Origin of the sequence: Streptomyces sclerotialus (genome assembly GCF_040907265.1) — a bacterium.
In the GTDB taxonomy this organism is placed as follows: domain Bacteria; phylum Actinomycetota; class Actinomycetes; order Streptomycetales; family Streptomycetaceae; genus Streptomyces; species Streptomyces sclerotialus.
Genome location: NZ_JBFOHP010000002.1, coordinates 8,092,996 through 8,115,568, shown reverse-complemented (window position 1 = coordinate 8,115,568; position 22,573 = coordinate 8,092,996). Strand labels below are relative to the sequence as shown.

General features: G+C 69.8%; 19 protein-coding genes. 16 read left to right on the top strand and 3 right to left on the bottom strand.

Annotation, left to right across the window (positions count from 1 at the left end; translation table 11 throughout):
* Positions 1–38: 38 nt before the first annotated feature.
* The 6 genes from AAC944_RS35725 to AAC944_RS35700 are packed head-to-tail and all read left to right on the top strand — an operon-like array spanning position 39 to position 6,855.
* Entirely contained in the window at positions 39–1,298 is a 1,260-nt protein-coding gene (locus AAC944_RS35725; RefSeq protein WP_063760022.1) for a 3-deoxy-7-phosphoheptulonate synthase, read from the top strand.
* Positions 1,295–2,086: a 2,3-dihydro-2,3-dihydroxybenzoate dehydrogenase gene (locus tag AAC944_RS35720; RefSeq protein ID WP_490368279.1), complete on the top strand. Its 792-nt coding sequence runs from the start codon at positions 1,295–1,297 to the stop codon at positions 2,084–2,086. Before AAC944_RS35725 ends, AAC944_RS35720 begins: the two co-directional genes overlap by 4 nt.
* Positions 2,083–2,751, top strand: a complete 669-nt coding sequence (locus tag AAC944_RS35715; protein ID WP_078888931.1) for an isochorismatase family protein — start codon at positions 2,083–2,085, stop codon at positions 2,749–2,751. The genes AAC944_RS35720 and AAC944_RS35715 overlap by 4 nt, the downstream gene beginning before the upstream one ends.
* Positions 2,748–4,703 (top strand): chorismate-binding protein, encoded by a 1,956-nt coding sequence (locus AAC944_RS35710; protein ID WP_051872339.1) that lies wholly within the window; start codon positions 2,748–2,750, stop codon positions 4,701–4,703. The genes AAC944_RS35715 and AAC944_RS35710 overlap by 4 nt, the downstream gene beginning before the upstream one ends.
* Entirely contained in the window at positions 4,690–5,271 is a 582-nt protein-coding gene (locus tag AAC944_RS35705) for a flavin reductase family protein (RefSeq protein ID WP_051872338.1), read from the top strand. The genes AAC944_RS35710 and AAC944_RS35705 overlap by 14 nt, the downstream gene beginning before the upstream one ends.
* 21 nt (positions 5,272–5,292) lie before the next feature.
* Positions 5,293–6,855, top strand: coding sequence for a 4-hydroxyphenylacetate 3-hydroxylase family protein (locus AAC944_RS35700; RefSeq protein WP_078888930.1), 1,563 nt, complete (start codon positions 5,293–5,295; stop codon positions 6,853–6,855).
* A 76-nt stretch (positions 6,856–6,931) separates the two neighbouring features.
* Here the strand turns inward: AAC944_RS35700 and AAC944_RS35695 are convergent, their stop codons facing one another.
* The gene (locus AAC944_RS35695; protein ID WP_030623013.1) at positions 6,932–7,597 is read right to left on the bottom strand and encodes an O-methyltransferase; all 666 of its coding nucleotides are present in this window, start codon (positions 7,595–7,597) and stop codon (positions 6,932–6,934) included.
* A 212-nt stretch (positions 7,598–7,809) separates the two neighbouring features.
* Here AAC944_RS35695 and AAC944_RS35690 point away from each other — a divergent pair, with 212 nt between their 5' ends.
* The 7 genes from AAC944_RS35690 (at position 7,810) to AAC944_RS35660 (ending at position 16,608) form a co-directional block, all read left to right on the top strand.
* Complete coding sequence (locus AAC944_RS35690) at positions 7,810–8,313, top strand: VOC family protein (RefSeq protein WP_368396673.1); 504 nt, start codon at positions 7,810–7,812, stop codon at positions 8,311–8,313.
* Positions 8,310–9,254 (top strand): 3-methyl-L-tyrosine peroxygenase-related protein, encoded by a 945-nt coding sequence (locus AAC944_RS35685; RefSeq protein ID WP_051872337.1) that lies wholly within the window; start codon positions 8,310–8,312, stop codon positions 9,252–9,254. Before AAC944_RS35690 ends, AAC944_RS35685 begins: the two co-directional genes overlap by 4 nt.
* Positions 9,255–9,256: 2 nt before the next feature.
* Positions 9,257–10,192 (top strand): LLM class flavin-dependent oxidoreductase, encoded by a 936-nt coding sequence (locus AAC944_RS35680; protein WP_051872351.1) that lies wholly within the window; start codon positions 9,257–9,259, stop codon positions 10,190–10,192.
* Positions 10,185–11,084: a PhzF family phenazine biosynthesis protein gene (locus tag AAC944_RS35675; protein WP_051872336.1), complete on the top strand. Its 900-nt coding sequence runs from the start codon at positions 10,185–10,187 to the stop codon at positions 11,082–11,084. Before AAC944_RS35680 ends, AAC944_RS35675 begins: the two co-directional genes overlap by 8 nt.
* Positions 11,085–11,133: 49 nt before the next feature.
* Positions 11,134–12,924, top strand: coding sequence for a gamma-glutamyltransferase family protein (locus AAC944_RS35670; protein ID WP_030623003.1), 1,791 nt, complete (start codon positions 11,134–11,136; stop codon positions 12,922–12,924).
* Positions 12,925–13,011: 87 nt separating this feature from the next.
* Complete coding sequence (locus tag AAC944_RS35665) at positions 13,012–15,303, top strand: ATP-binding cassette domain-containing protein (protein ID WP_030623001.1); 2,292 nt, start codon at positions 13,012–13,014, stop codon at positions 15,301–15,303.
* Positions 15,304–15,432: 129 nt separating this feature from the next.
* Positions 15,433–16,608: an LLM class flavin-dependent oxidoreductase gene (locus AAC944_RS35660; RefSeq protein ID WP_051872335.1), complete on the top strand. Its 1,176-nt coding sequence runs from the start codon at positions 15,433–15,435 to the stop codon at positions 16,606–16,608.
* Positions 16,609–16,723: 115 nt separating this feature from the next.
* Here the strand turns inward: AAC944_RS35660 and AAC944_RS35655 are convergent, their stop codons facing one another.
* Entirely contained in the window at positions 16,724–17,206 is a 483-nt protein-coding gene (locus AAC944_RS35655; RefSeq protein ID WP_051872334.1) for a MarR family winged helix-turn-helix transcriptional regulator, read from the bottom strand.
* Between the two features lie 375 nt (positions 17,207–17,581).
* Between AAC944_RS35655 and AAC944_RS35650 the strand changes: the two genes are divergently transcribed.
* Positions 17,582–19,027 (top strand): flavin monoamine oxidase family protein, encoded by a 1,446-nt coding sequence (locus AAC944_RS35650; RefSeq protein ID WP_030622995.1) that lies wholly within the window; start codon positions 17,582–17,584, stop codon positions 19,025–19,027.
* A 356-nt stretch (positions 19,028–19,383) separates the two neighbouring features.
* Here AAC944_RS35650 and AAC944_RS35645 read toward each other — a convergent pair whose 3' ends face one another.
* Positions 19,384–19,704 (bottom strand): L-rhamnose mutarotase, encoded by a 321-nt coding sequence (locus tag AAC944_RS35645; protein ID WP_030622993.1) that lies wholly within the window; start codon positions 19,702–19,704, stop codon positions 19,384–19,386.
* A gap of 281 nt (positions 19,705–19,985) precedes the next feature.
* Between AAC944_RS35645 and AAC944_RS35640 the strand changes: the two genes are divergently transcribed.
* Together AAC944_RS35640 and rhaI are read left to right on the top strand one after the other, a co-directional pair.
* Positions 19,986–21,281, top strand: a complete 1,296-nt coding sequence (locus AAC944_RS35640; protein ID WP_030622991.1) for an MFS transporter — start codon at positions 19,986–19,988, stop codon at positions 21,279–21,281.
* 48 nt (positions 21,282–21,329) lie between these two features.
* Entirely contained in the window at positions 21,330–22,502 is a 1,173-nt protein-coding gene (rhaI, locus tag AAC944_RS35635; protein ID WP_030622989.1) for an L-rhamnose isomerase, read from the top strand.
* Positions 22,503–22,573 lie beyond the last annotated feature (71 nt).

The window sequence follows — 22,573 nt, the reverse complement described above, 5'->3', positions numbered from 1 at the left end:
CCCCGCGCCCGGCTCATCCCCTACGACAAAGGCCCGTCATGGAAGCATTCCCTTATTTTCCCACCGCCGGTGCCGCCGTCCTGGACGCCACCGAGCGGCCGGCCGCGCAACAGCCGCAGTGGCCGGATCCCCTACAGCTGGCCGCGGCGCGGGAGGAGGTGCGGGCCGGCCCCGCCCTCGTCGGCTGGGACGGTGTGCGCCACCTCGGCGACCTGCTGGCCCGCGCCGCGACCGGAGAGTTCTGCATCCTCCAGGCGGGAGACTGCGCGGAGGACCCGGCCGAATGCGGCGCGGACGACGTGGTCCGCAAGGTCGAGATGCTCGACGTCCTGGCCGACATCATGCGGGTCGGGTCCGGGCGGCCGATGCTCACCGTGGGTCGCATGGCCGGGCAGTTCGCCAAGCCCCGCTCCCAGCCCTACGAGGAACACCGGGGCCACACGCTGCCGGTGTACCGCGGCACGATGGTCAACAGTCCCGAGCCCTACGCCGCGGCCAGGGTCCCCGATCCCCGCCGTCTCGTGCGCTGCCGCGACCTCGCCCGCAGTGTGCTGTCCGCCGTCGACGACCTCGGGCGCGGCGACGGGGCCGCGGACACCGAACGGATCTGGACGAGCCACGAGGCACTGGTTCTGGACTACGAGGTACCGCTGGTGCGGCCGGCCGGGGACGGCGGACACTACCTGGCTTCCACGCACTGGCCGTGGATCGGCGAGCGCACCCGGCAGCCCGACGGCGCGCACGTGCGGTTGCTCGCCTCGCTGCGTAACCCCGTGGCCTGCAAGGTGAGCGCCGACGCCACCGTGGACGAGGTGCTGCGGTTGTGCTCGGTGCTCGACCCCGGCCGCGCGCCGGGCCGGCTCACGTTCGTCGCCCGCTTCGGCGCGCGCAGGATCGAACGGCTGGAGCCGCTGGTACGGGCCGTGCGCGAGGCAGGGTATCCGGTGCTGTGGATGTGCGACCCCATGCACGGCAACACCACGCGCGGCGAGAACGGCCTGAAGGTCCGCAGGCTGGACGAAATCATGGACGAGATCCGGCTGTTCGTGTCCGTGGTCCAGGCGGGCGGCGGGGTCTGCGCCGGGCTGCACCTGGAGACCTCGCCGAACGAGATATCCGAGTGCGACGGCGCGGGCATCGTGCCCGGCCAGGGCGGCGCCTACCAGACCTTGTGCGATCCGCGGCTGAACCTCATGCAGGCCGTCGCCGCCTGCGCCCACTGGCAGCCCAGGAAATCCGCAGCGGAAACAGCGAAGGAGGACCGACTGTGCGACACCAAGCTCGACACGATGGGGTGACGCTCGTGACCGGTGCGGCCGGTGGTATGGGCGCCGCCGTGGCCGCCCGTCTGGCCGAGCGCGGTGACCGGGTGGCCCTGCTCGACCGCGACCACAAGGCGCTGGAGCCGGTCGCCGAGAAACTCGCCCATGGTGCGGCGCCCCGGCCCGGCCGCACCACACCGGACGGCGCCTGCTCTCTCCACGTCGCCGACGTCGCCTCGCGCGACCAGGTGGAGGAGGCCGTCCGCGCGGTGGAGGAGCACCAGGGACCGATCTCCGCACTGGTCAACGCGGCCGGCGTCCTGCACACCGGTGAGCTGACCGACTACGACGACGAGGCCTGGCACCACACCCTTGCGGTGAACACCACCGGCGTCTTCTACACCGGCCGCGCCGTGGCTCGCCGTATGAAGGAGCGCCGGTCCGGAGCCATCGTCACCATCGCCTCGAACGCCGCGCGGGTGCCACGGGCCCACATGGGGGCCTACGCGGCCTCCAAGGCGGCCTCGCAGATGCTGACTCTCTCCCTGGGGCTGGAGCTCGGCCCGCTGGGGATCCGCTGCAACGTGGTCGCCCCCGGGTCCACCGACACCCCGATGCTGCGTTCGATGTGGTCCGGTGACCAGGACCGCGCGGCCACGCTGGAAGGCGACCCTGCGGCCTTTCGGGTCGGCATACCGCTGGGCAAAGTGGCAGTGCCGGACGACATCGCCCACACGGTGGCGTTCCTGCTCTCACCTCAGGCGAGCCACATCACGCTCGCGACGGTGGCCGTCGACGGTGGCGCGGCGCTGGGTGCGGCATGACCACGACCACCGCCTCACAGGCCATCTCCGTGCAGTCGTACGCCATGCCCATGCCGGAACAGCTGCCCGCCGGCCGCGCGCACTGGCGGGTCAGCCCCGACCGCGCCGCGCTGCTCGTCCACGACATGCAGCGCTACTTCCTCGGCTTCTACGACCACACGACCGATCCCTACCGCTCCCTGCTGGCCAACACCACCGCGCTCAAGGCCGCCGCGGCCCGGCACCGGATGCCGGTGTTCTACACAGCGCAGCCCGGCTCGATGTCCGCGCGTGACCGCGGACTGCTGGCGGACGTGTGGGGCCCCGGCATGGACGCCACGCCGGAGCAGCGCTCCGTCGTGGCGGAACTGGCGCCTTCCCCCGGCGACACGGTACTGACCAAGTGGCGTTACAGCGCGTTCTTCCGCAGCGACCTGCTGGACCGGCTGCGCGCGGCGGGCCGCGACCAACTGGTGATCTGCGGGGTGTACGCGCACGTGGGCTGTCTCGCCACCGCGGTGGAGGCGTTCAGCCACGACATCGAGGTGTTCCTCGTCGGCGACGCGGTGGCCGACTTCGGCCCGGAGGAGCACCGCACGGCGCTGCGGCAGGCCGCGCGCACCTGCGCCGTGGTCCCGCCGGCCGGTGCGGTGCTGGACGCCCTGGAAAGCGGGGAGAGGACATGACCACTGCGTCGAGCCTCCCGGGCCCGGGCACTCCCTACGCGCTGCTGCACCGTCCCGGGAGCGGTGCCGGCGACCGGGTCGAGGTGCTGGTGGGTCCGATGCACGAGGCCCGGAGTCTGGATGAAGTGACGCTGGAAGGCGACGGCTGCGAACGGCTCGTGCTGATGCCGTACCGCCAGATCGCCGAACGCGGCTACGCCTGCCCGGACGACGGCGAACCACTGCTGGTGATGCAGGTGGCCGAGCACACCTCGGTCCCGCTCGCGGCACTGCTGGAGGACCTGCCCGGCCGGCCGCCCGCCCTCGGCCCGGTGGACTTCGACCGTGACGACGACGCCTACGCGCATACCGTCCAGCGGATCGTGGAGAACGAGATCGGCACGGGCGAGGGCGCCAACTTCGTGCTGGCCCGCAGCCTCAGGGCCCGCCTCGACGGGTTCGGCGACGGCACCGCTCGTGCCGTGCTGGGGCGGCTGCTGACCGGCGAGAGGGGCGCGTACTGGACCTTCCTCGTGTACACCGGCGACCGTTACCTGATCGGGAGCACCCCGGAACAGCACGTGCGTGTCGACGGCGACACCGTGCGGATGAATCCCATCAGCGGCACCTATCGCTACGGGGAGCAGGGGCCGGACGAGGACGGGCTGCTGACCTTCCTGAAGGACCCCAAGGAGGCCGACGAGCTGTACATGGTGGTCGACGAGGAACTGAAAATGATGGCCGAGCTGTGCCACGGCGGAGTGCGGGTGTCGGGACCCGCGCTGCGGCGGATGTCACGCGTCGCGCACACCGAGTACTTCCTCGAAGGCCGCTCCCGTCGCTCGTTCACCGACATCCTGCGCACGACGATGTTCGCCCCGACGGTGACGGGCAGCCCGCTGGAGAACGCCTGCCGGGTCATCTCTCGGTACGAGCCGGACGGGCGCGGTTACTACAGCGGCGTCATCGCGCTGGCCTCCACCGGCGAGGGCGGGGAACGCAGGCTCGACTCCGCCATCCTCATCAGGACCGCCGACATCCGCGCCGACGGAACGATGCGGCTGACGGCCGGGGCGACCGTGGTACGCGACTCCCGCCCGCACGCGGAGACCGCCGAGACCTCGGCCAAGGCGGCCTCCCTGCTGAGCCGGTTCACCGGTGTCGGCCAGGCCGGTCGCACGAGTCCCGTCGAGGCCCCGGTCGCGGGCACGGAGGTGTCCCCGGCGGTGGCGGAGGAGTTGCGCGCCAGGAACGCCGGCATGTCCGCCTTCTGGCTCGGCTCGCACGAGGGCCGACGCCGCGTGACGGACGACGACCCGCGCTCGGTGCTGATCGTCGACGGCGAGGACGCCTTCACCGCCATGCTGGGCTACCAGTTGCGCGCCCTGGGCAATCGGGTGTCGGTCGTCCCCTGGCATGCGGCCGCGGAACTGGCCGCCGGGCCGGCCACGGAGACCGGCCACGACCTCGTGCTGCTCGGCCCCGGGCCGGGCGATCCCACCGATGTGCGCGGGGAGAAGATCACCCGCCTGCGGGAGACCGCCCGTGCCCTGCTCGGCCGCCCCGGTCTGCCTGTGGCCGCCGTCTGCCTCGGGCACCAGTTGGTGTGCCACCTCCTGGGGGTCCCCCTCGTGCGGTTGCCGCGGCCCAACCAGGGCCGCAGACGCAAGGTGTGGCTGCACGGACGGTGGTACAGCGCGGGGTTCTACAACAGCTACACCGCCGTCACACCACAGGACGTCGTCGAAGAGACGGCCTTCGGCCGGGGCCCTGTGCGCATCGTGCACGGTACCGACGAGGAAGTGATCGGCCTGCGGGGCCGGAACCTGGCGACGCTCCAGTTCCATCCCGAGTCCTTCCTGACCGACGACGGGCCGGCCATCCTCCGCGCCCTGCTGGCCGACGCGCTGTCCACGGCCGACGACGCACCGCACCACACGTACGAGGAAGAGTTCGCCCATGGCAGCCGCTAGCAGCACGAGCACCGCGCACGGCACAGCACGGGAGGCGGTCTCCCCGCGCGCGCTCCGCACGTTTCTGGGCAATTTCGCCACCGGCGTCACGGTGGTGACCTACCGGCGGGGCGACTTCCTCAACGGCGCGACCGTCAACTCCTTCACCTCGGTCTCGCTGGACCCCCCGCTGGTCCTCGTCGCTCTGGACCGCCGTAGCCGCAGCGCCGCCCACGTGGCAGCGGGCCCGTACACCATCAACATCCTGGCCCACGGCCAGCGGGACCTGGCGATGCACTTCGCCGGCTCGACGGCTCCCGCCACCGTTCCGTGGATCGACGAGGACACCGAAGCCCCCCGGCTGGGCGGCGGCGTGGGACACCTGCGCTGCGAGCCGTGGCGCACCTATGACGGCGGCGACCACCTGCTGGTCGTGGGGCGGGTGCGGGAGTTCGCTGCCCACCGGGGCCGGCCGCTGTTGTTCTTCCGTGGCGCGTTCCCCGACCTCGCCGGACAGCCCACCGACACCGCCTGGGCCTGGTCGCTGGATGACCCCACCAGCGGACCGCAGTTCGCCGCCAACGACTAGACAGACCATGGAAAGGCAGACATGACAGCCGAACAGGTCCGACCCCAGGGGCCCCAGGCGGAGCAGCAGCCGCACGCCCCCGCCCGGATGCCGTACACGGGCGACGAGTACCTGGAGAGCATCCGCGACGGCCGGGAGATCTGGGCGTACGGCGAGCGGGTGGACGATGTGACCAAGCATGCGGCATTCCGCAACACCGCGCGCATGACGGCCCGCCTGTACGACGCCCTGCACGACCCGCAGCGCGCCTCCGTGCTCACCGCGCCGACCGACACCGGAAACGGCGGCTTCACCCACCGTTTCTTCCGGGTGCCACGCTCCGCGGCGGATCTGGTCGGCGACCGCGACGCCATTGCGGCCTGGGCGCGCATGAGTTACGGGTGGCTGGGCCGCAGCCCCGACTACAAGGCGGGATTCCTCGCCACCCTCGGCGTCGACCCCGACTACTACGGTGATTTCGCGGACAACGCCCGCCGCTGGTACACCGAGGCGCAGGAGCGGGTCAGTTACTGGAACCACGCGATCATCAATCCTCCGGTCGACCGTGGCAAGGCGCCCGACGAGGTGGGCGATGTGTTCGTGCACGTCGAGCAGGAGCGCGACGACGGCCTGATCGTCAGCGGCGCCAAGGTGGTCGCCACCGGGTCGGCCCTGACCCACTACAACTTCCTGGCGCACTACGGACTTCCCGTGCGCAAGCGGGAGTTCGCGCTGGTGTGCACGTTGCCCATGGATGCGCCGGGGGTGAAGCTCATCTGCCGGCCGTCGTACGCCATGGCGGCGGACCGGGTCGGCAGCCCCTTCGACTACCCGCTGTCGAGCAGGCTGGACGAGAACGACGCGATCTTCATCCTGGACAAGGTGAAGGTGCCGTGGGAGAACGTGTTCATCTACGGTGACCAGGCCAAGGCGGCGACGTTCCTGTCGGCGTCCGGGTTCATGCACCGGTCCACCTTCCACGGCGTCACCCGGCTCGCGGTCAAGCTGGACTTCCTGGCCGGGCTCCTGCTCAAGGGCGTCGAGATGACCGGCACCAAGGACTTCCGCGGCATCCAGACTCGGGTCGGCGAGGTGCTGGCCTGGCGGAACCTCTTCTGGGGACTGAGCGACGCCATGGCGCACAATCCCGACACCTGGCGGAACGGCTCGGTGATGCCCAACCTCGACTACGGCATGGCGTACCGCTGGTTCATGACCCTGGGGTATCCGCGGGTACGCGAAATCATCCACCAAGACCTGGGAAGTGCGCTGATCTATCTCAATTCGCACGCCAAGGATTTCCAGGAACCGGAACTGCGCCCGTATCTGGACAAGTATGTGCGGGGCTCCTCCGGTTCCGATGCGGTGGAGCGGGTCAAGCTGATGAAGCTGATCTGGGACTCCGTCGGGACGGAGTTCGCGGGCCGGCACGAGCTGTACGAGCGGAATTACTCGGGGAATCACGAGAATGTCCGCACGGAATTGCTGGTCGCCCAGCAGGCGTCCGGCCTCGTCGACCACTACAAGGGCTTCGCGGAGGAATGCATGGAGGAATACGACCTGAACGGCTGGCGGGTCGGCGATCTGCTCGACCCCGACGCCTGAGTGGCCGGGGCGAGCAAGCCGGAGGCGGTGCGGGTACCGGTTGCGGTACCCGCACCGCCTCCGGCGGTGTGCTGGTTCAGCCCGTGACGAGCACGTAGGTGAACCCGTCGTGCCCACGTACGCCCACCGTCTGCAGGGTCGTCGCGCTGACCCGCGGCTCAGCGGCGACCATCTCGTGGAACCGCCGCACTCCCTGCACGGCCGGGTTCGCACTGGCGGCGTCGGTCACCGCGCCCTCCAGGACGACGTTGTCCACGATGATCACGGTGCCCGGCCGGGACAACCGCAGTGACCAGGCGAAGTAGTCCGGAACGCCGGCCTTGTCGGCGTCGATGAAGACCATGTCGAACGGGCCGAGCCCCTCGGCCTCCAGGGCAGGCAGGGTGTCCAGAGCCTTGCCGGTCCTCAGGTCGACGCGGTCGGCCACCCCGGCGGCCTGGATGCGGGCCCACGCCTTCTTGGCGAAGTCCTCCTCGCGTTCGCAGGTCACCAGCAGCCCGTCCGGCGGCAGCGCCCGCGCCAGCCAGATGGTGCTGTAGCCGCCGAAGGTCCCGATCTCCAGGATCTTCGCCGCCTTGCCGGTACGCGCCAGCAGATGCAGGAATTTGCCCTGCGCGGGTGAGACAGCGATTTCCGGAAGCCCGGCCTCACGGCTGGCCCCGGCGGCGTCGCGCAGCGCCTCGTCCTGTGGCACCAAAAGGTCACTCGCGTAGATGTCGATGGCGGTCCACTGCTCTTCCATCGCAGCCCTCTCTTCGATCAGCTCCGGTGGTCAAATGGTCTACCGGACGGTGCCGTACGGATGCAATATGGACGCTTGAACCCCCTTGATTAACGAATGGAAATCACCGTAGTCTCCCCGTAGCCTTCCACCCCCTCGCAAGAGCGTTTCCTCGGCAAGCGAATCCCGGCAGGTGAATTCTTCCCTGCGATCCGACGAACGAGAGGACGAAAGTGCGGAACACCATCACGCGCGAGGCGTCGCCCGGCGCATCGCCCGAGCACGCCTTCCGGTTCCACCACATCGGCGTGCAGACCTCCGACCTGGAGAACTCGCTGGGCTGGTACCGGGAGTTCTTCGGCTGCGAGCAGAACTGGTCGCTGGAGAAGTTCTCCGACCTCACACGCAGCCGCCTTCCCGGCATCACCCGCCTCGTCGAACTGGCCGCGGGCGACCTGCGCATCCATGTCTTCGAGCGCGCCGCCGACGCCACGCCCGCCCCTGTGGCCGAGGTGCCGCAGTTCCAGCACCTGTGCCTGGCCACGAGGTCTCCGGAGGAGATGACGGAGTGGCGCGACCGCTGGCTGGAGCTGTACGAGTCCGGCCGCTACACGTTCGTGCGCGACGAGGGGCCGACCGACATCGTGGTGGACGAGGACGGCGTGCTGAGCCTCTACGTGCTGGACGTCAACGGCCTGGAGTACGAGTTCACCTACCTTCCGGAGGGTGTGGAATGAACACCGGAACCGGCACCGTCCTCACCGAACTGCCGGACCACGGGCGCTGGGACTTCGGGGACTTCCCCTATGGACTGGAGCCCCTGACCCTGCCGGAGCCCGGCAGCCTGGAGGCAGCGGACTCCGGCTCGGTACCGGCCGAGTTCACACTCACCTGCCGCCACATCGCCGCCATCGCCGCGGGCGGCGGGCCGGCGGAACGCGTCCAGCCCGCCGATTCCTCGGACCGTCTCTACTGGTTCCGCTGGATCACCGGCCACCAGGTGACGTTCATCCTGTGGCAGCTGCTCTCCCGCGAACTGGCGCGCCTGCCCGAGGAGGGACCGGAAAGGGACGCCGCGCTGAAGGCCATGACGCGGTACGTCCGGGGCTACTGTGCGATGCTGCTCTACACCGGCTCGATGCCCCGCACCGTCTACGGTGATGTCATCCGGCCCAGCATGTTCCTCCAGCACCCCGGATTCAGCGGCACCTGGGCGCCGGACCACAAGCCGGTCCAGGCCCTGTTCCGCGGCAAGAAGCTGCCGTGCGTGCGCGACTCCGCGGACCTGGCGCAGGCCGTCCACGTCTACCAGGTCATCCACGCCGGCATCGCCGCGCGCATGGTGCCCAGCGGCCGCTCCCTGCTCCAGGAAGCCTCGGTGCCCAGCGGAGTGCAGCACCCGGATGTCCTGGGCGTCGTCTACGACAACTACTTCCTGACGCTGCGCTCGCGCCCCTCCTCCCGCGACGTGGTGGCTCAACTGCTGCGCCGCCTGACCGCCATTGCCCTGGACGTCAAGGACAATGCTCTGTACCCGGACGGCCGGGAGGCGGGGTCCGAGTTGCCCGAAGAGCTGACCCGCCCCGAAGTCACCGGTCACGAACGTGACTTCTTGGCCATCCTCTCCGAGGTGGCCGAGGAGGCGACGGGTTCCCCGGCGCTGGCCTCGGACCGGTGACGATGCGTCACGGAATCGTCATCCTGCCCGAGAACCGGTGGCGGGACGCCGCCCCGAAGTGGCGTCTGGCGGAGGAGTACGGCTTTGACCACGCCTGGACCTACGACCATCTGATGTGGCGGTGGCTGCGCGAGGAGACCTGGTTCGGCTGCGTGCCGACACTGACCGCCGCCGCCACGGTCACCTCGCGCATCATGCTGGGCACCCTGGTCGCCACCCCCGCGTTCCGCCACCCGGTGACGCTGGCCAAGGAACTGATGGCGCTGGACGACGTGTCCGGGGGCCGGGTCATCTGCGGTACGGGGGCAGGGGCCGGCGGCTACGACGAACCGGCGCTGGGCGGACCGTCGTTGACGCCGGGCGAGCGAGCCGGCCGCTTCGCGGAGTTCGTGGAGCTGATTGACCTGCTGCTCCGGCAGCCGGAGACCACCTATCACGGCCACCACTACACCGCCGAGGCCGTGCACATGCGGCCGGGCTGCGTGCGGCAGCCCCGGATGCCACTGGCGGTGGCCGCCACCGGCCCGCGTGCGATGCGGCTCGCGGCCCGCTTCGCCGACACCTGGATCACCGCTGGACCGCCCGGACGCTTCGAGGCGACGCGCTACGACCGCATGCTTCCCGCACTCGAAAAGCAGGTCGACGGGTGGGAGAAGGCGTGCGCCGCGACCGGCCGCGATCCCGCCACTGCCCGCCGGCTGCTGGTCACGGGAGCGGCGGTCGGTGGCGTGCTGGACTCCGTCGAGGCGTTCCGGGACGCCACCGGAACCTTCGAGGAACTGGGTTTCACCGACATGGTGGTGCACTGGCCTCGCCCGTCGTTCCCGTACGAGGGAAGGCCGGAGGTACTGGAGGAGATCGCCCGGACCGTCCTGCTGCCGGGCCGCGACACGCCTGCCGGCGGACGTTCCCTGCCCCTGGGAGGGCCGCGTGCCTGACGTCGAGATCGTGAGTATGTTCGCCGACGGCCCCTCCTCCGGCGGGCTCCTGGCCGTCGTACCGGAGGCGACCGGGCTGACCGATCACCGGATGCAGTCGCTGGCGGCACGGACCGGCACGCCGGAAACGGTGTTCGTGCTGCCCGCCACCCACCCCTCGGCCGACTACCGCATCCGCGTGTTCACTCCGCAGGCGGAGTCCCCCTTCGGGGGGCATCCGAGCCTGGGCACCGCGGTGACGCTGGTCCGCCTCGGCCTCCTCGCGTCCGGCCCCGTGGTGCAGCAGTGCGGGGAGAAGCTGCTGTCCCTCACGGTGGACGACCACCACGGCACCATCGCCGCCGGGAACCCGCTGGAGAGCGCGGCCGTCGCCCCCGCCCCCCTGCTGGCCGCCGCCGGACTGCCCCGCTCCGCGCTGGCCGACGAGGGGCCGGGCCGTGCGGGCCGGGCGGGATTCGGCCCCCGCTTCCACTTCCTGCCCGTCCGCCCCGAGGCGCTGCACGAGGCCTCCCCCCACCCGGAGGCGCTGCTCGGCGCCGGGCTGAAGGACGTCTTCCTCCTGCACTGGGACGCCCGCCGACGACAGGCGGACGCCCGCATGTTCGCACCCGGGTACGGCATCCCCGAGGACCCGGCCTGCTCCTCCGCCGCGCTCGCGCTGGGCCTGTGGCTGCTGCACAACGGGCTGCTTCCGGCGGAGCCGGCGACGCACGAGTTCCAGGTGCGGCAGGGCGTAGGGACGGCGCGCCAGGCCCTGCTGACGTGCACGCTCACCACGTACGACGACGACGATCCGACGGCCACCGTCTCCGGCCAGGTCGTTCCCCTCGCACAAGGCACCGTCCCGTCCGCCGGCCGGAACCCTGCCGCCGACGCGGCCTCCTCCCACTGACCGAGGCACGGACGTACCGTCCGCACGCCGACCCGAGGAAAGGAACCTCATGCTCAGCCGACCCGAACTCAAGGGTGCCCGCGGAGCCGTCGCCGCCACCCACTGGCTCGCCGCCGCGGCCGGTATGGACATGCTGTCGCAGGGAGGGAATGCCTTCGACGCGGCCGTCGCCGCTGCCTTCGTCACCCAGGTGGTCGAGCCCCATCTCAACGGCCCGGCCGGGGACGTGCCGATCCTGGCCTACGATGCCCGCACCGCCCGTGTGGACGTGATCTGCGGGCAGGGACCGATGCCCCGGGCCGCCACCATCGAGGCGTTCCGCGACCAGGGGCTGGCGGCGATACCGGGCTCCGGGCTCCTGGCTGCCTGCGTGCCCGGCGCCTTCGGGGCGTGGATGCGGCTGCTGCGGGACCACGGACGGCTGACACCGGCGCAGGTGCTGGCCCCGGCCATCGGGTACGCCGAGAAGGGTTTCCCGATCCTGCCGAAGGCCGCGCAGATGATCGACGTGCTGGCGCCGCTGTTCCGCGAGGAGTGGACCGAGTCCGGCCGTACCTACCTGCGAGGCGGGAAGCCTCCCGCCGCCGGAGCGCGGACGACCAACCCCGAACTGGCCCGTACCTTCCGGCTGCTGGCCGAGGAGTCCCAGGCGGCAGGCGGTGGCCGTGAACGGCAGATCGAGGCCGCCGAGACCGCCTTCTACGAGGGCTTCGTGGCCGAGGCGATCGACAAGTTCGTCACCGGCACCCCGATGCTCGACGCCACCGGGCAGCGCCACGCCGGCCTGCTCACCGGTGACGACATGGCATCGTGGCGGGCGACGGTCGAAGCCCCCCTGGTCGGCGAGTACCGCGGCCACACGGTCCACAAGAGCGGCCCGTGGTCTCAGGGTCCTGTCTTCCTCCAACAACTCGCCCTGCTGGAGGGCTTCGACCTCTCCCGCACGGAGCCGGGGAGCGCCGACCACCTGCACACCGTGGTGGAGTGCGCGAAGCTGGCGTTCGCCGACCGGGAGGCGTGGTACGGCGACCCGGACCACACGGACGTACCGGTGGACATCCTGCTGAGTGCCGAGTACGCGGCCGCGCGCCGTGCGCTGGTCGAGGAACGGGCGTCGCTGGAGCTGCGGCCCGGCTCGCCCGGCGGCCGGATACCGGTCATGCCGCCGGTGTCGGGCCCCGCCGTGGCCGACGGCCCTGAGTGGCTGCGGCAGTTGGGCGACGGCATTCCCGCAATCGTCCAGTTGACCCAGGCCAAGGGCGACACCTGCTGCGTCAGCGCGACCGACAGCGAGGGCAACATGGTGGTCGCCACGCCCAGCGGCGGCTGGCTCAAGAGCTCCCCCGTAGTGCCGGGGCTGGGCTTTCCGCTGGGCACCCGGGGGCAGATGGCGAACCTGGTCCCCGGCCACCCCAACGCCGTCGCTCCCGGCAAGCGCCCACGCACCACTCTCTCCCCCACCCTGGTGCTGCGCGACGGTGAACCGTACATGGCGTTCGGCACGCCCGGTGGCGACCAGCAGGACCAGTGGACGCTGAACTTCTTCCTGCAGCACGTGGACTTCGGCTCGGGCGTACAGGAGGCGGTGGAGGCGCCGGCGTTCCACACCGACGCGGTGCCCTCCTCCTTCACCCCGCACGTCGCCACTCCGGGCAGCGTGGTGGTGGAGCACGGCTGCCCCGAGCGCGTCGTGGAAGAGCTGCGCTGGCGCGGCCACGTCGTGCGGATCGCCCCGGCGCGGTCGCTGGGCAAGGTCTGCGCAACCGGACGGGCGGCCGACGGGCTGGTCTTCGGTGCCGCGAGTCCGCGTGGCGAACAGGCGTACGCGGTAGCTCGCTGAACCAGCGGATGTTAACTTGGTTTCCAAAAAGAAACCATAGGGGTTCGCGGTCGGGCGGACGACCGCTCTCGGCAGGAGGACGATTTCATGGCGGGCCAGCGGAAGCGGCACACCGAAGACTGCATCATTCTCCAAGGTGCCCGGCAGAACAATCTCAAGAACGTGTCGCTCACCATTCCCAAAGGAGAGCTGACCGTCTTCACCGGGGTGTCCGGCTCCGGGAAGTCCTCCATCGTCTTCGGTACCGTCGCGGTGGAGTCCCAGCGCCAGCTCAACGAGACCTACAGCTGGTTCATCCGCAACCGCCTGCCGAAGTACGAGCGCCCGGATGCGGCCGTCATCAAGAATCTGTCCACCGCGATCGTGGTGGACCAGCGTCCGGTGGGCGGCAACTCGCGGTCCACGGTCGGCACGATGACCGAGGTCAACCCGGCACTGCGGGTGCTCTTCTCCCGCCACGGCAAGCCCTCGGCCGGAGAGTCCAGCGCCTATTCGTTCAATGACCCGCACGGTATGTGCCCGGAGTGCGAGGGCCTGGGCCGGGTCGCCCGGCTCGACCTCGGCCGGCTGCTGGACGAAGACCTGTCGCTCAACGAGGGGGCGATCCGCTCGCCGCTGTTCGCGGTGGGCGGCTTCCAGTGGCAGCTGTACGCGCAGTCGGGACTGTTCGACCCGGACAAACCGTTGCGGGAATTCAGCCAGCAGGACCGAGAGCTCCTGCTGTACGGCGAGGGATTCAAGGTCGAACGCCAGGGACGCAAACTCACCTACTCCAACGAGTACGAGGGAATCGTCGTCCGCTTCAACCGCCGTTATCTCAAAGGCGGCCTGGAAAGGCTCAAGGACAAGGAGCGGCAGGCGGTCGAAGCGGTCGTCGCGGCCGGAGCCTGCGAGGCGTGTGGAGGCGCCCGTCTCAACGAAGCGGCACGCGCATCGAAGATCAACGGGAAGAACATCGCCGACTACGCCGCGATGGAGATCGCCGACCTCATCCCGGAGCTGGAGAGCATCGACGTCCCGGCCGCCAAGCCCGTGGTGGACGCCGCGCTGTCCGTGCTGCGGCGTATCGAGTCGGTGGGCCTCGGCTACCTGAGCCTCGCCCGCGAGACCTCCACACTGTCCGGTGGTGAGGGCCAGCGGCTGAAAATCGTCCGCCACCTGGGCAGCAGCCTCACCGACCTGACGTACATCTTCGACGAGCCCAGCGTCGGGCTCCACCCACGCGACGTGCACCGGCTGAACGAACTGCTTCTCGCGCTCCGGGACAAAGGCAACACCGTGCTGGTCGTGGAGCACTCCCGCGACGTGATCGGCATCGCCGACCACGTGGTGGACATGGGGCCGGGCGCCGGCACCCACGGCGGCGAGGTGGTCTTCGAAGGCACCGCGGCCCAGCTGAGCAAGGCCGACACCATGACCGGACGCTGGCTGAGCCGCGAGACCGGGCTCAAGGAACGCGTCCGCACGCCGCGCGGCACACTCGCCACGAGGCGAACAAGCCTGCACAACCTCCAGGACCTGTCGGTGGACATCCCCGAAGGCGTCCTGACCGTGGTGACGGGCGTCGCCGGATCGGGCAAGAGTTCCTTCGTCCACGGCGCGCTGGTCCCGCAGTTCCCCGATGCCATCGTGATCGACCAGGAGGCGATCGGTTCCTCCTCCCGCTCGACGCCCGCCACCTACGTCAACATCATGGACACCGTGCGGAAGCTCTTCGCCAAGGCCACGCACACCGAACCGGGCATGTTCAGCTTCAACTCCGACGGGGCCTGCCCGGCCTGCCAGGGCCGGGGCGAGATCCAGAACGACCTGGCCTACATGGAGCCGGTGACCACCGTCTGCGAGCGGTGCGAGGGACGCCGCTACCGTGACGAGGTGTTGGACCTGCGCTTCAACGGCAAGAACATCGTGGAGACCCTCGCCCTGACCGTCGAGGAGGCGCTGGACTTCTTCACCGAGAAGCCCGTGGTCCGCCGGCTTGCGACCCTCAGCGACGTCGGCCTTCCCTACCTCACCCTCGGACAGCCGCTGTCCACGCTGTCCGGCGGTGAACGCCAGCGCATCAAACTCGCCGACCGGCTCAGGGAGACCTCAGGGCTGTTCGTCTTCGACGAGCCCACCACCGGTCTGCACATGGCCGACGTGGACCGGCTGATCGACCTCATCGACACCCTCGTCGACAAGGGCAACACGGTCGTCGTGGTCGAGCACGACCTCGACGTCGTCAAACGCGCGGACTGGATCATCGACATCGGACCCGGCGCGGGACGCGACGGCGGCCGCCTTGTCTTCGAGGGCACCCCGCGCCGGCTCCTCGACGCAGCGGACTCCCTCACCGCTGCCTACCTGAAGAAGGACCTCAGCCGAGCCGGCAGGTGACCGGATGGGCCGCTGCCGGCGTACGCATGCCGGCAGCGGCCCGGGAGCCACCTCGCGCTCGGCATCCGCTCATGCGCCGCACCGGCTCATACCCACACCGGTGCACGATTCGAAAGGACACCCACGAGAATGCCCCGAGGCACGCTCAAGCCGCGTCTGGCCGATGACCGGATGCGGTTCGGACTGATGTGGCTCAGCTCTCCCACGCCCACCACCACCTCCAAGGAGGTGGCGGACCGCAACCCCGACCCGTTCGACGTCGACGCCCAGATGGACCTGGCCCGCCGGGTGGAGGACGCCGGTTTCGACTACGTCTTCTTCGCGGACGGCTACATACCCCACGGCGAGAACAGCTGGCGCATCGGCCACGCCGAGCCCCACATGTCGGCGCCCGTCTTCGCACCGGTCGTCATGGCCGCCACCCGGCACATCGGCGTGGTCACCACCTTCCACACGCGCTACTTCCCCCCGGCGGTCATCGCGCGTATGGGCGCCAACCTCGATGTGCTCAGCGGAGGCCGCTGGGGCTGGAACATCGTCCCCGGCTGGAAACCCGACGAGCTGTCGCTGCTGGGCATCACCGTCCCCGACGCCAGCCACGAGACCCGCTACGCCACCACGGCCGAGGCGGTGGAGGCGGTCAAGCAGCTGTGGGCCGCACGCGGCGGGCAGGTCGACTTCGAGGGCGAGTACTTCCGGTTCAGCGGCAAGATGATCAGTCCGCATCCGCTGCAGGACCCGCCATGCCTGTTCAACGCGGGCGTCTCACCGGTGGCGCAGGAACTCATCGCCGACACCTGCGACTTCGCCTTCACTCCGCTGCCGGACGACTACGCCAAGATGCGGGCCATGGTGGAGGGCCTGGCGGAACGTACCGAGCGGCACGGCCGGTCCCCCCTGGAAGTCAACATGGCCGGAGCCACGGGCATCATCCTGGGCAGGTCCGACCGCGAGGCGCAGGAGAAGTACGACTGGGTGCGCGACTCCCTCGACATGGACTGCGCCCGCGACATCGCCACCGAGCTGATGGGCGGCAGCGAGACCTACAAGGCGAACTACGGAGGGGAATTCGACGACATCGCTCGCACCCTGGGCATCGCCTGCGGCAGCAAGGTGCTGGTGGGCTCACCGTCAACGGTGGCGGAACAGATCCTCGACATGCACCGGCAGACCGGCATCCGCGGCTTCATGTTCCTGCCGTCGCTGTACGCGGCGGAGGACATCGAACTGATCGGTCAGGTCTTCCCCTACCTGGAGAAGGCCGACGTCTGGACGCCGCCCGCGGAACGGGGCTGGAGCTGGTAGGAGACGCCGCCGGCACGTCCGGAGAAAGGCGGTGTGTTCGCCGGCTCCGCGCCGGGCTGCGCGCACACCGCCTCGGCGCGGCAGGTGCGGGACGGCTCGGCGGCCGGCCGCCGGCTCACAGATCGCGCAGCGGAAACGGCGGAGGCGCGGCGTTCAGGGCATTCGCCACCTTGCCGCACAGTTCGACGAAAGCGGCCTGCTCCGCCGCCGACAGGACATCTTCGACGACCCTGGCGTTCTCCCGTCGCCCTCGGGCGGCGCGGGCCAGAAACTGGTGGCCACAAAGCGTGATCGAGGTGGTCTGCTCGCGTTTGTCCTCGCTCTGAGCTGACTGCTCCACCAGTTCCTGGTCCTTGAGAATGCGCAGCGCTTTGGACATGGTCTGCCGGGAGACTCCGAGGGACTCACTCAACACCGAGGGCGTCATCGGCCCGCGGAGTCGCAGGAGTTCCAGCACGTCGTACTGCTGCCATGTCACGCGTTCGGGCGTGGCACGCGTCCTGCGGGCGACCAGCGAACACGTCAGGTAGGCCAGGGTGTCCTCGATCTCCGCCCGCAGACCGGGCCGCTGGACGGACGACTCGCCACTGGTCGTCATTCGCCTCACCTCTGATCTGCTCGATAACACGGAAACGGTGAATCGGGGTAAACGTATCACGATTTACTGGTTAGTTGAACGCGAGACGACGTCCCGCAGGAAACCACCTTGCCGGGGAGAGACCATGCGTCTTCCGGCCACCTCGCCTTGCGCCCTCGCTACACGGGCCAGATCTTGACGGAATTACGCCGTGGATGCAATGTGCTTTCCCAACAGAAATCATCGCTGCCTTTCCACGGGCAGCCGCACCGACCCGACGAATCCGAGCGAGGAGACCGCGTATGTGTCTCACTGCCACGCGGAGCCATGACCGATCACCGCACTACGCCCGGGCCGGTCGGTTCCGGCACGGGCGCGACGGGCGGAGGAGCACCGATGCGTGAACCCACACAGAGCGAGGTGCGCCACGCCCTGGACCAAGGGTTCGACGGACTCCGGCTGCCCGAGAAGGTCATCGTGGTGGGCGCGGGACTGGCCGGCCTGGGCAGCGCCTATGAACTGGCGCGGCAGGGCTGCGACGTCACGGTGCTGGAAGCCACCACCCGGGCGGGCGGACGCGCCTACACCGTGCGCGAGCCGTTCGCCGACGGCCTGTACGCCGAAGCGGGCGCCATGACGGTGACCCCGCACTGCCACTACGCGATGCACTACCTCAGTGAACTCGGTGTCGAGCTGGAGCCGTCCGACCTGCTCAACGCCAATTTCTCCTACTTCCTCCGTTCCCGGTTCATCCAGCCGGAGGCCGCCGACCTCGCGCGAAGCGGCCTGCCGCTCAGCGACAAGGAGAAGGGCCTGGACGTCGGCGCGATGATGGAGCGCTACGTGCGCTCGCTCAGCCGCGAACTCCAGCCGGACCTGGGCAGACCCCAGTGGACGCTCACGGACAGACTCGCCCCCTTCGACCGCCGCTCGGTGACGGAGGTACTGAAGGAACGCGGCGCCTCGGACGCGGCCATCACTCTGCTGGAACCGATGTTCCTGGAGATGCGGGGCGGCGACCTGGACACCGCATCCGCACTGTCCTGGCTTCGGTACGAGTCCAGCCCGCGCTCTCTCACCCTGGCCGACGAACGCTGGGCCAAGATCAAGGGCGGCACCGACCGCTTCCCCGCCGCGTTCGCGGAACACCTCAAGGGGCGCATCCACTACGCCAAGCCCGTCGTCCGGGTCACCCAGGACGACACCGCCGCGCGGGTGACGTTCGCCGACAACGGCGGCTTCCACACGATGACGGCCGACAGGGTCGTACTGACCGTACCGTTCAGCGCGATGCGGCGCATCGACCTGTCCAACGCCAGGCTCTCGCAGGCCAAGCACGCGGCCATCCGGCAGCTGCGGTACGCATCGATAGTGCGTGTCTACCTCCAGATGCGCAAACGCTTCTGGACCTCCGCGCGCACCAGCGTCTCCACTGACCTGCCCATCCGCTGGGTACGCGACGCCACCCCCCAGCTTCCCGGCCCGCGGGCCATACTGGAGGCTTTGATGTCGGGCTGGCGAGCGAAGGCGGTCACCGCGATGTCGCAGGAGGAGCGGCTGCGCTTCACCCTCGAAGAGGTCGACCGGATCTTCCCTGGTGCCAAGGACCACTTCGAGGTCGGCACCTCGGTGGCCTGGGACCAGGAACCCTTCGTCGAGGGCGCCTATCTCCTGCCGGAGGTGGGACACACCGCACTCATGCCCGCCATACGACGGCCGGAGGGACGGATCCACTTCGCCGGCGAGCACACCGCGTACGAGCCCAACGGTGGCTCCATGACCTACGCACTGGAATCCGCCGTCCGGGCCGTCCTCGAACTCAGCGCACCGGACACCCCGTGACGCGCCCCCCTGCGTCGTTCCTTTCGCGCCCGCCCTGGTTCCTGCGCCTGCGTCTACGCCGCCTGAGCAAGCACACCGGCACGCCCCGCCCGCAGCCCGGACGCCCCACATCAGACACCACCCCGTGGCTGGCCCTCAACGAGGCGTGGGAGCGCCGCCGGGGCCTGTGACCCGGCGCCGAACCGACGTTGCGGCCCGCCGCACGTCGGTCGGCCCGCGCCCCCTGTGGAGGCTCCGGCTCTCACGGGACACCGATCACCCGGAGCTCGGCTCGTTCAGTTGGGAGTTCGGGCAGTACGGCGGTGGTGCGCGCGGATGACCCCGTGGGGCCTGCCGCGCGCTCAGCCGCACGTGTCTCAGGCCAGGTGGAAGACCTCGGTCAGGGGGCGCATCGCCTGGTCCGGGCCGCCACCGTCCAGGTCCTCGAAGAAGCCGGCCATCTCGTGCTGCCAGCGGGCGTTGACCTCGGTGGCCTGCATGGCCCGCTGAGCGGCGGCGAAGTCCTCGGTCTCCAGGTAGCCGACGAGGAGGCCGTCCTCGCGGAGGAAGAGCGAGTAGTTGTGCCAGCCGGAAGCGGTGAGAGCCGCGAGCATGTCCGGCCAGACCTCCTCGTGCCGTCGCCGGTACTCCTCCAGACGGTCGGACCGGACTTTGAGCAGGAAACACACGCGCTGCATGGCCGCCACTCCCGTTTGAAAGGTTTCAGAACCGAGGGAACGGTAGGCCCTACCACTCAGGGCGTCAATCACTCGCCGCCACCTATGCCCGGATGAGGGCGTAACGGCTACTTCGCGCCACTCGTCGGCGCATCTCCATGTGACGTGCCTCTCACGGTCGCTTCCTGCTCACCCCTTGACGCCGTCCGGCATCGAGCCCATGTTCTTAATACGTTTCAAAGGCGGCGGTGCCTGGTGCCGGTCATCGCCGTCGGCCCCGCCCCTGGGACGAAGGAGTCCGCATGTCAGCCACGGAATCCCGTGAGAGACCACCTGTCGGTGACGACAGCAAGGTGACCAGGCAGCAGTGGAAGTGGACAGCGCTGGCCGGCATGGCCTCCTACCTGGACGCGGGTTCCATCGTCGCTCTCGGCTCGGGTCTCGCCCTCTTCAGGGAGGAGATGGGGCTCTCCGGCAGCGCGGTCGGCGTCCTCGCCGCCATCGGCCCGAACGCCATCGGCGCCGCGATCGGAGCCCTGATCGGCGGCCGGCTGGGCGACAAGCTGGGCCGCAAGCGGATCTACCAGTACGACCTGCTGGTCTACGCGGCGGCGATCCTGCTGATCGCCTTCGCGGTGAACCCGGTGATGCTCTTCGCCGGTACCTTCGTCGTCGGTGTCGCGGTCGGCGCCGACGTCCCCACGTCGCTCGCGCTGGTGGGCGAGCTCTCCCCGGCCAGGGCCCGGGGGAAGCTGATGGGGCTGACCCAGGTCACCTGGAACCTCGGCCCGGTGGTCGTCCTGCTGCTGGCCTTCGCGCTGGCTCCGCTGGGGCTGCTCGGCATCCGCATCGTCTTCCTGCACCTGTTCCTGGTCGCTCTCGTCACGTACGCCCTGAGGCGCGGCATGCGCGAGTCGGTCGCCTGGCAGGCCGCCGCCGAGAAGGCCAAGACCGTCCGGGTACGGGCCCGCGACCTGCTCACCGGCCGGCACCTCAAGGCGCTGCTGTGGACCGGCGGCATCTACCTGACCTGGAACCTGATGGCCGGCACCAACGGCATCTTCACCCCGTACATGGTGAAGACCCTCGGCGCCGGCAGCCAGGCCACCAGCGTCGCGCTGCAGTGCGGCGGCTTCCTGCTCGCCTGCGTCGGTACCGTCGCCCTCTACATGCGCTTCGCCGACCGCGGCCACCGGCACCGCAAGGTGATGTGGGTGACCGGCGCGCTCATGCAGATCGTCGCCTGGGGACTCTTCCTGGTCCTGCCGTTCACCGTGCCGGTGATCCTCCTGAACGTGCTGCTCTTCGGCATCGGCCAGACCATGGCGGGCGAGGGCTTCTACAAGACCGTCAGCCAGGAGCTGTTCCCGACCATGCTGCGCGGCACCGCGCAGGGCATCACCTTCGGCGTGGCCCGGGTCGCGCTCGGCATCTGGTCCTTCTTCGTGCCGGTACTGGCGGAGACCGGCATCGGTGTGGTGGCCGGGTTCCTCACCGCCTGCCTCGTCGTCTGCGGCGTCCTCGGTGTCTTCATGCCGAACACCACCGGCAAGTCCCTCGACGAGATCGAGGCCGAACGGGCCACCGTCCGCGGTTGACGCACCGCTCCGGCCGGTCCCCAGTCCATTCCGACCCTCGGAGGTACCATGTCCGACTCCGCCCTCGCGGCCGTGAAGGAAACCCTCAAGTCCCAGGTGATCGAGACCCCTTCGTGGGGCTACGGCAACTCCGGCACCCGCTTCAAGGTGTTCGCCCAGCCCGGCGTCCCGCGCGATCCGTACGAGAAGCTGGACGACGCGGCGCAGGTCCACCGGTACACCGGGATCGCCCCGGTCGTCTCGCTGCACATCCCGTGGGACCGTGTCGAGGACTATCAACGGCTCGCCGACCACGCCAGGGAACGCGGCGTGCGCATCGGCATGATCAACGCCAATGTCTTCCAGGACGACGACTACAAGCTGGGCTCGGTCACCCACCCGGACCCGAAGGTGCGCCGCAAGGCCACCGACCACCTGCTGGAGTGCGTCGACGTCATGGACGCGACCGGCTCCGACGCGCTGAAGCTGTGGTTCTCCGACGGCACCAACTACCCGGGCCAGGACGACATCACCGCCCGCCAGGACCGCCTCGCCGAGGCCCTGGCGGAGGTGTACGGGCGGCTCGGGGACGGGCAGCGGATGGTGCTGGAGTACAAGTTCTTCGAGCCCGCCTTCTACGCCACCGACGTGCCGGACTGGGGCACCTCCTACGCGCACTGCCTCAAGCTCGGTGAGAAGGCCACGGTCTGCGTCGACACCGGGCACCACGCACCGGGCACCAACATCGAGTTCATCGTCGCGTTCCTGCTGCGCGAGAAGAAGCTCGGCGCGTTCGACTTCAACTCCCGCTTCTTCGCGGACGACGACCTGATGGTGGGTGCCGCCGACCCGTTCCAGCTCTTCCGCATCCTGCACGAGGTCACCAAGAACGGCGGCCTCGACCCGGCCCGCGACGTACGGTTCATGCTCGACCAGTGCCACAACATCGAGGCCAAGATCCCGGCCGTGATCCGGTCCGTGATGAACGTGCAGGAGGCCACCGCGAAGGCCCTGCTGGTCGATCTGGAGGCGCTCTCCGCCGCCCAGCGCGAGGGCGATGTGCTGGCCGCCAACGCCGCCCTGATGGACGCGTACAACACCGACGTCCGTCCGCTGCTCGCCGAGGTGCGCGAGGAGATGGGCCTGGACGCCGACCCGTACCGCGCCTACCTCGCCTCCGGCAACCAGAAGCGCATCGCCGCCGAGCGCGTCGGCGGACAGCAGGCGGGCTGGGGCGCCTGACCCGCCCCGCCCGTACTCGCCCCACCCGCAGCCACCTCCCAGAAGCCCGCCAGAAGCCTCCCCGAAGGATC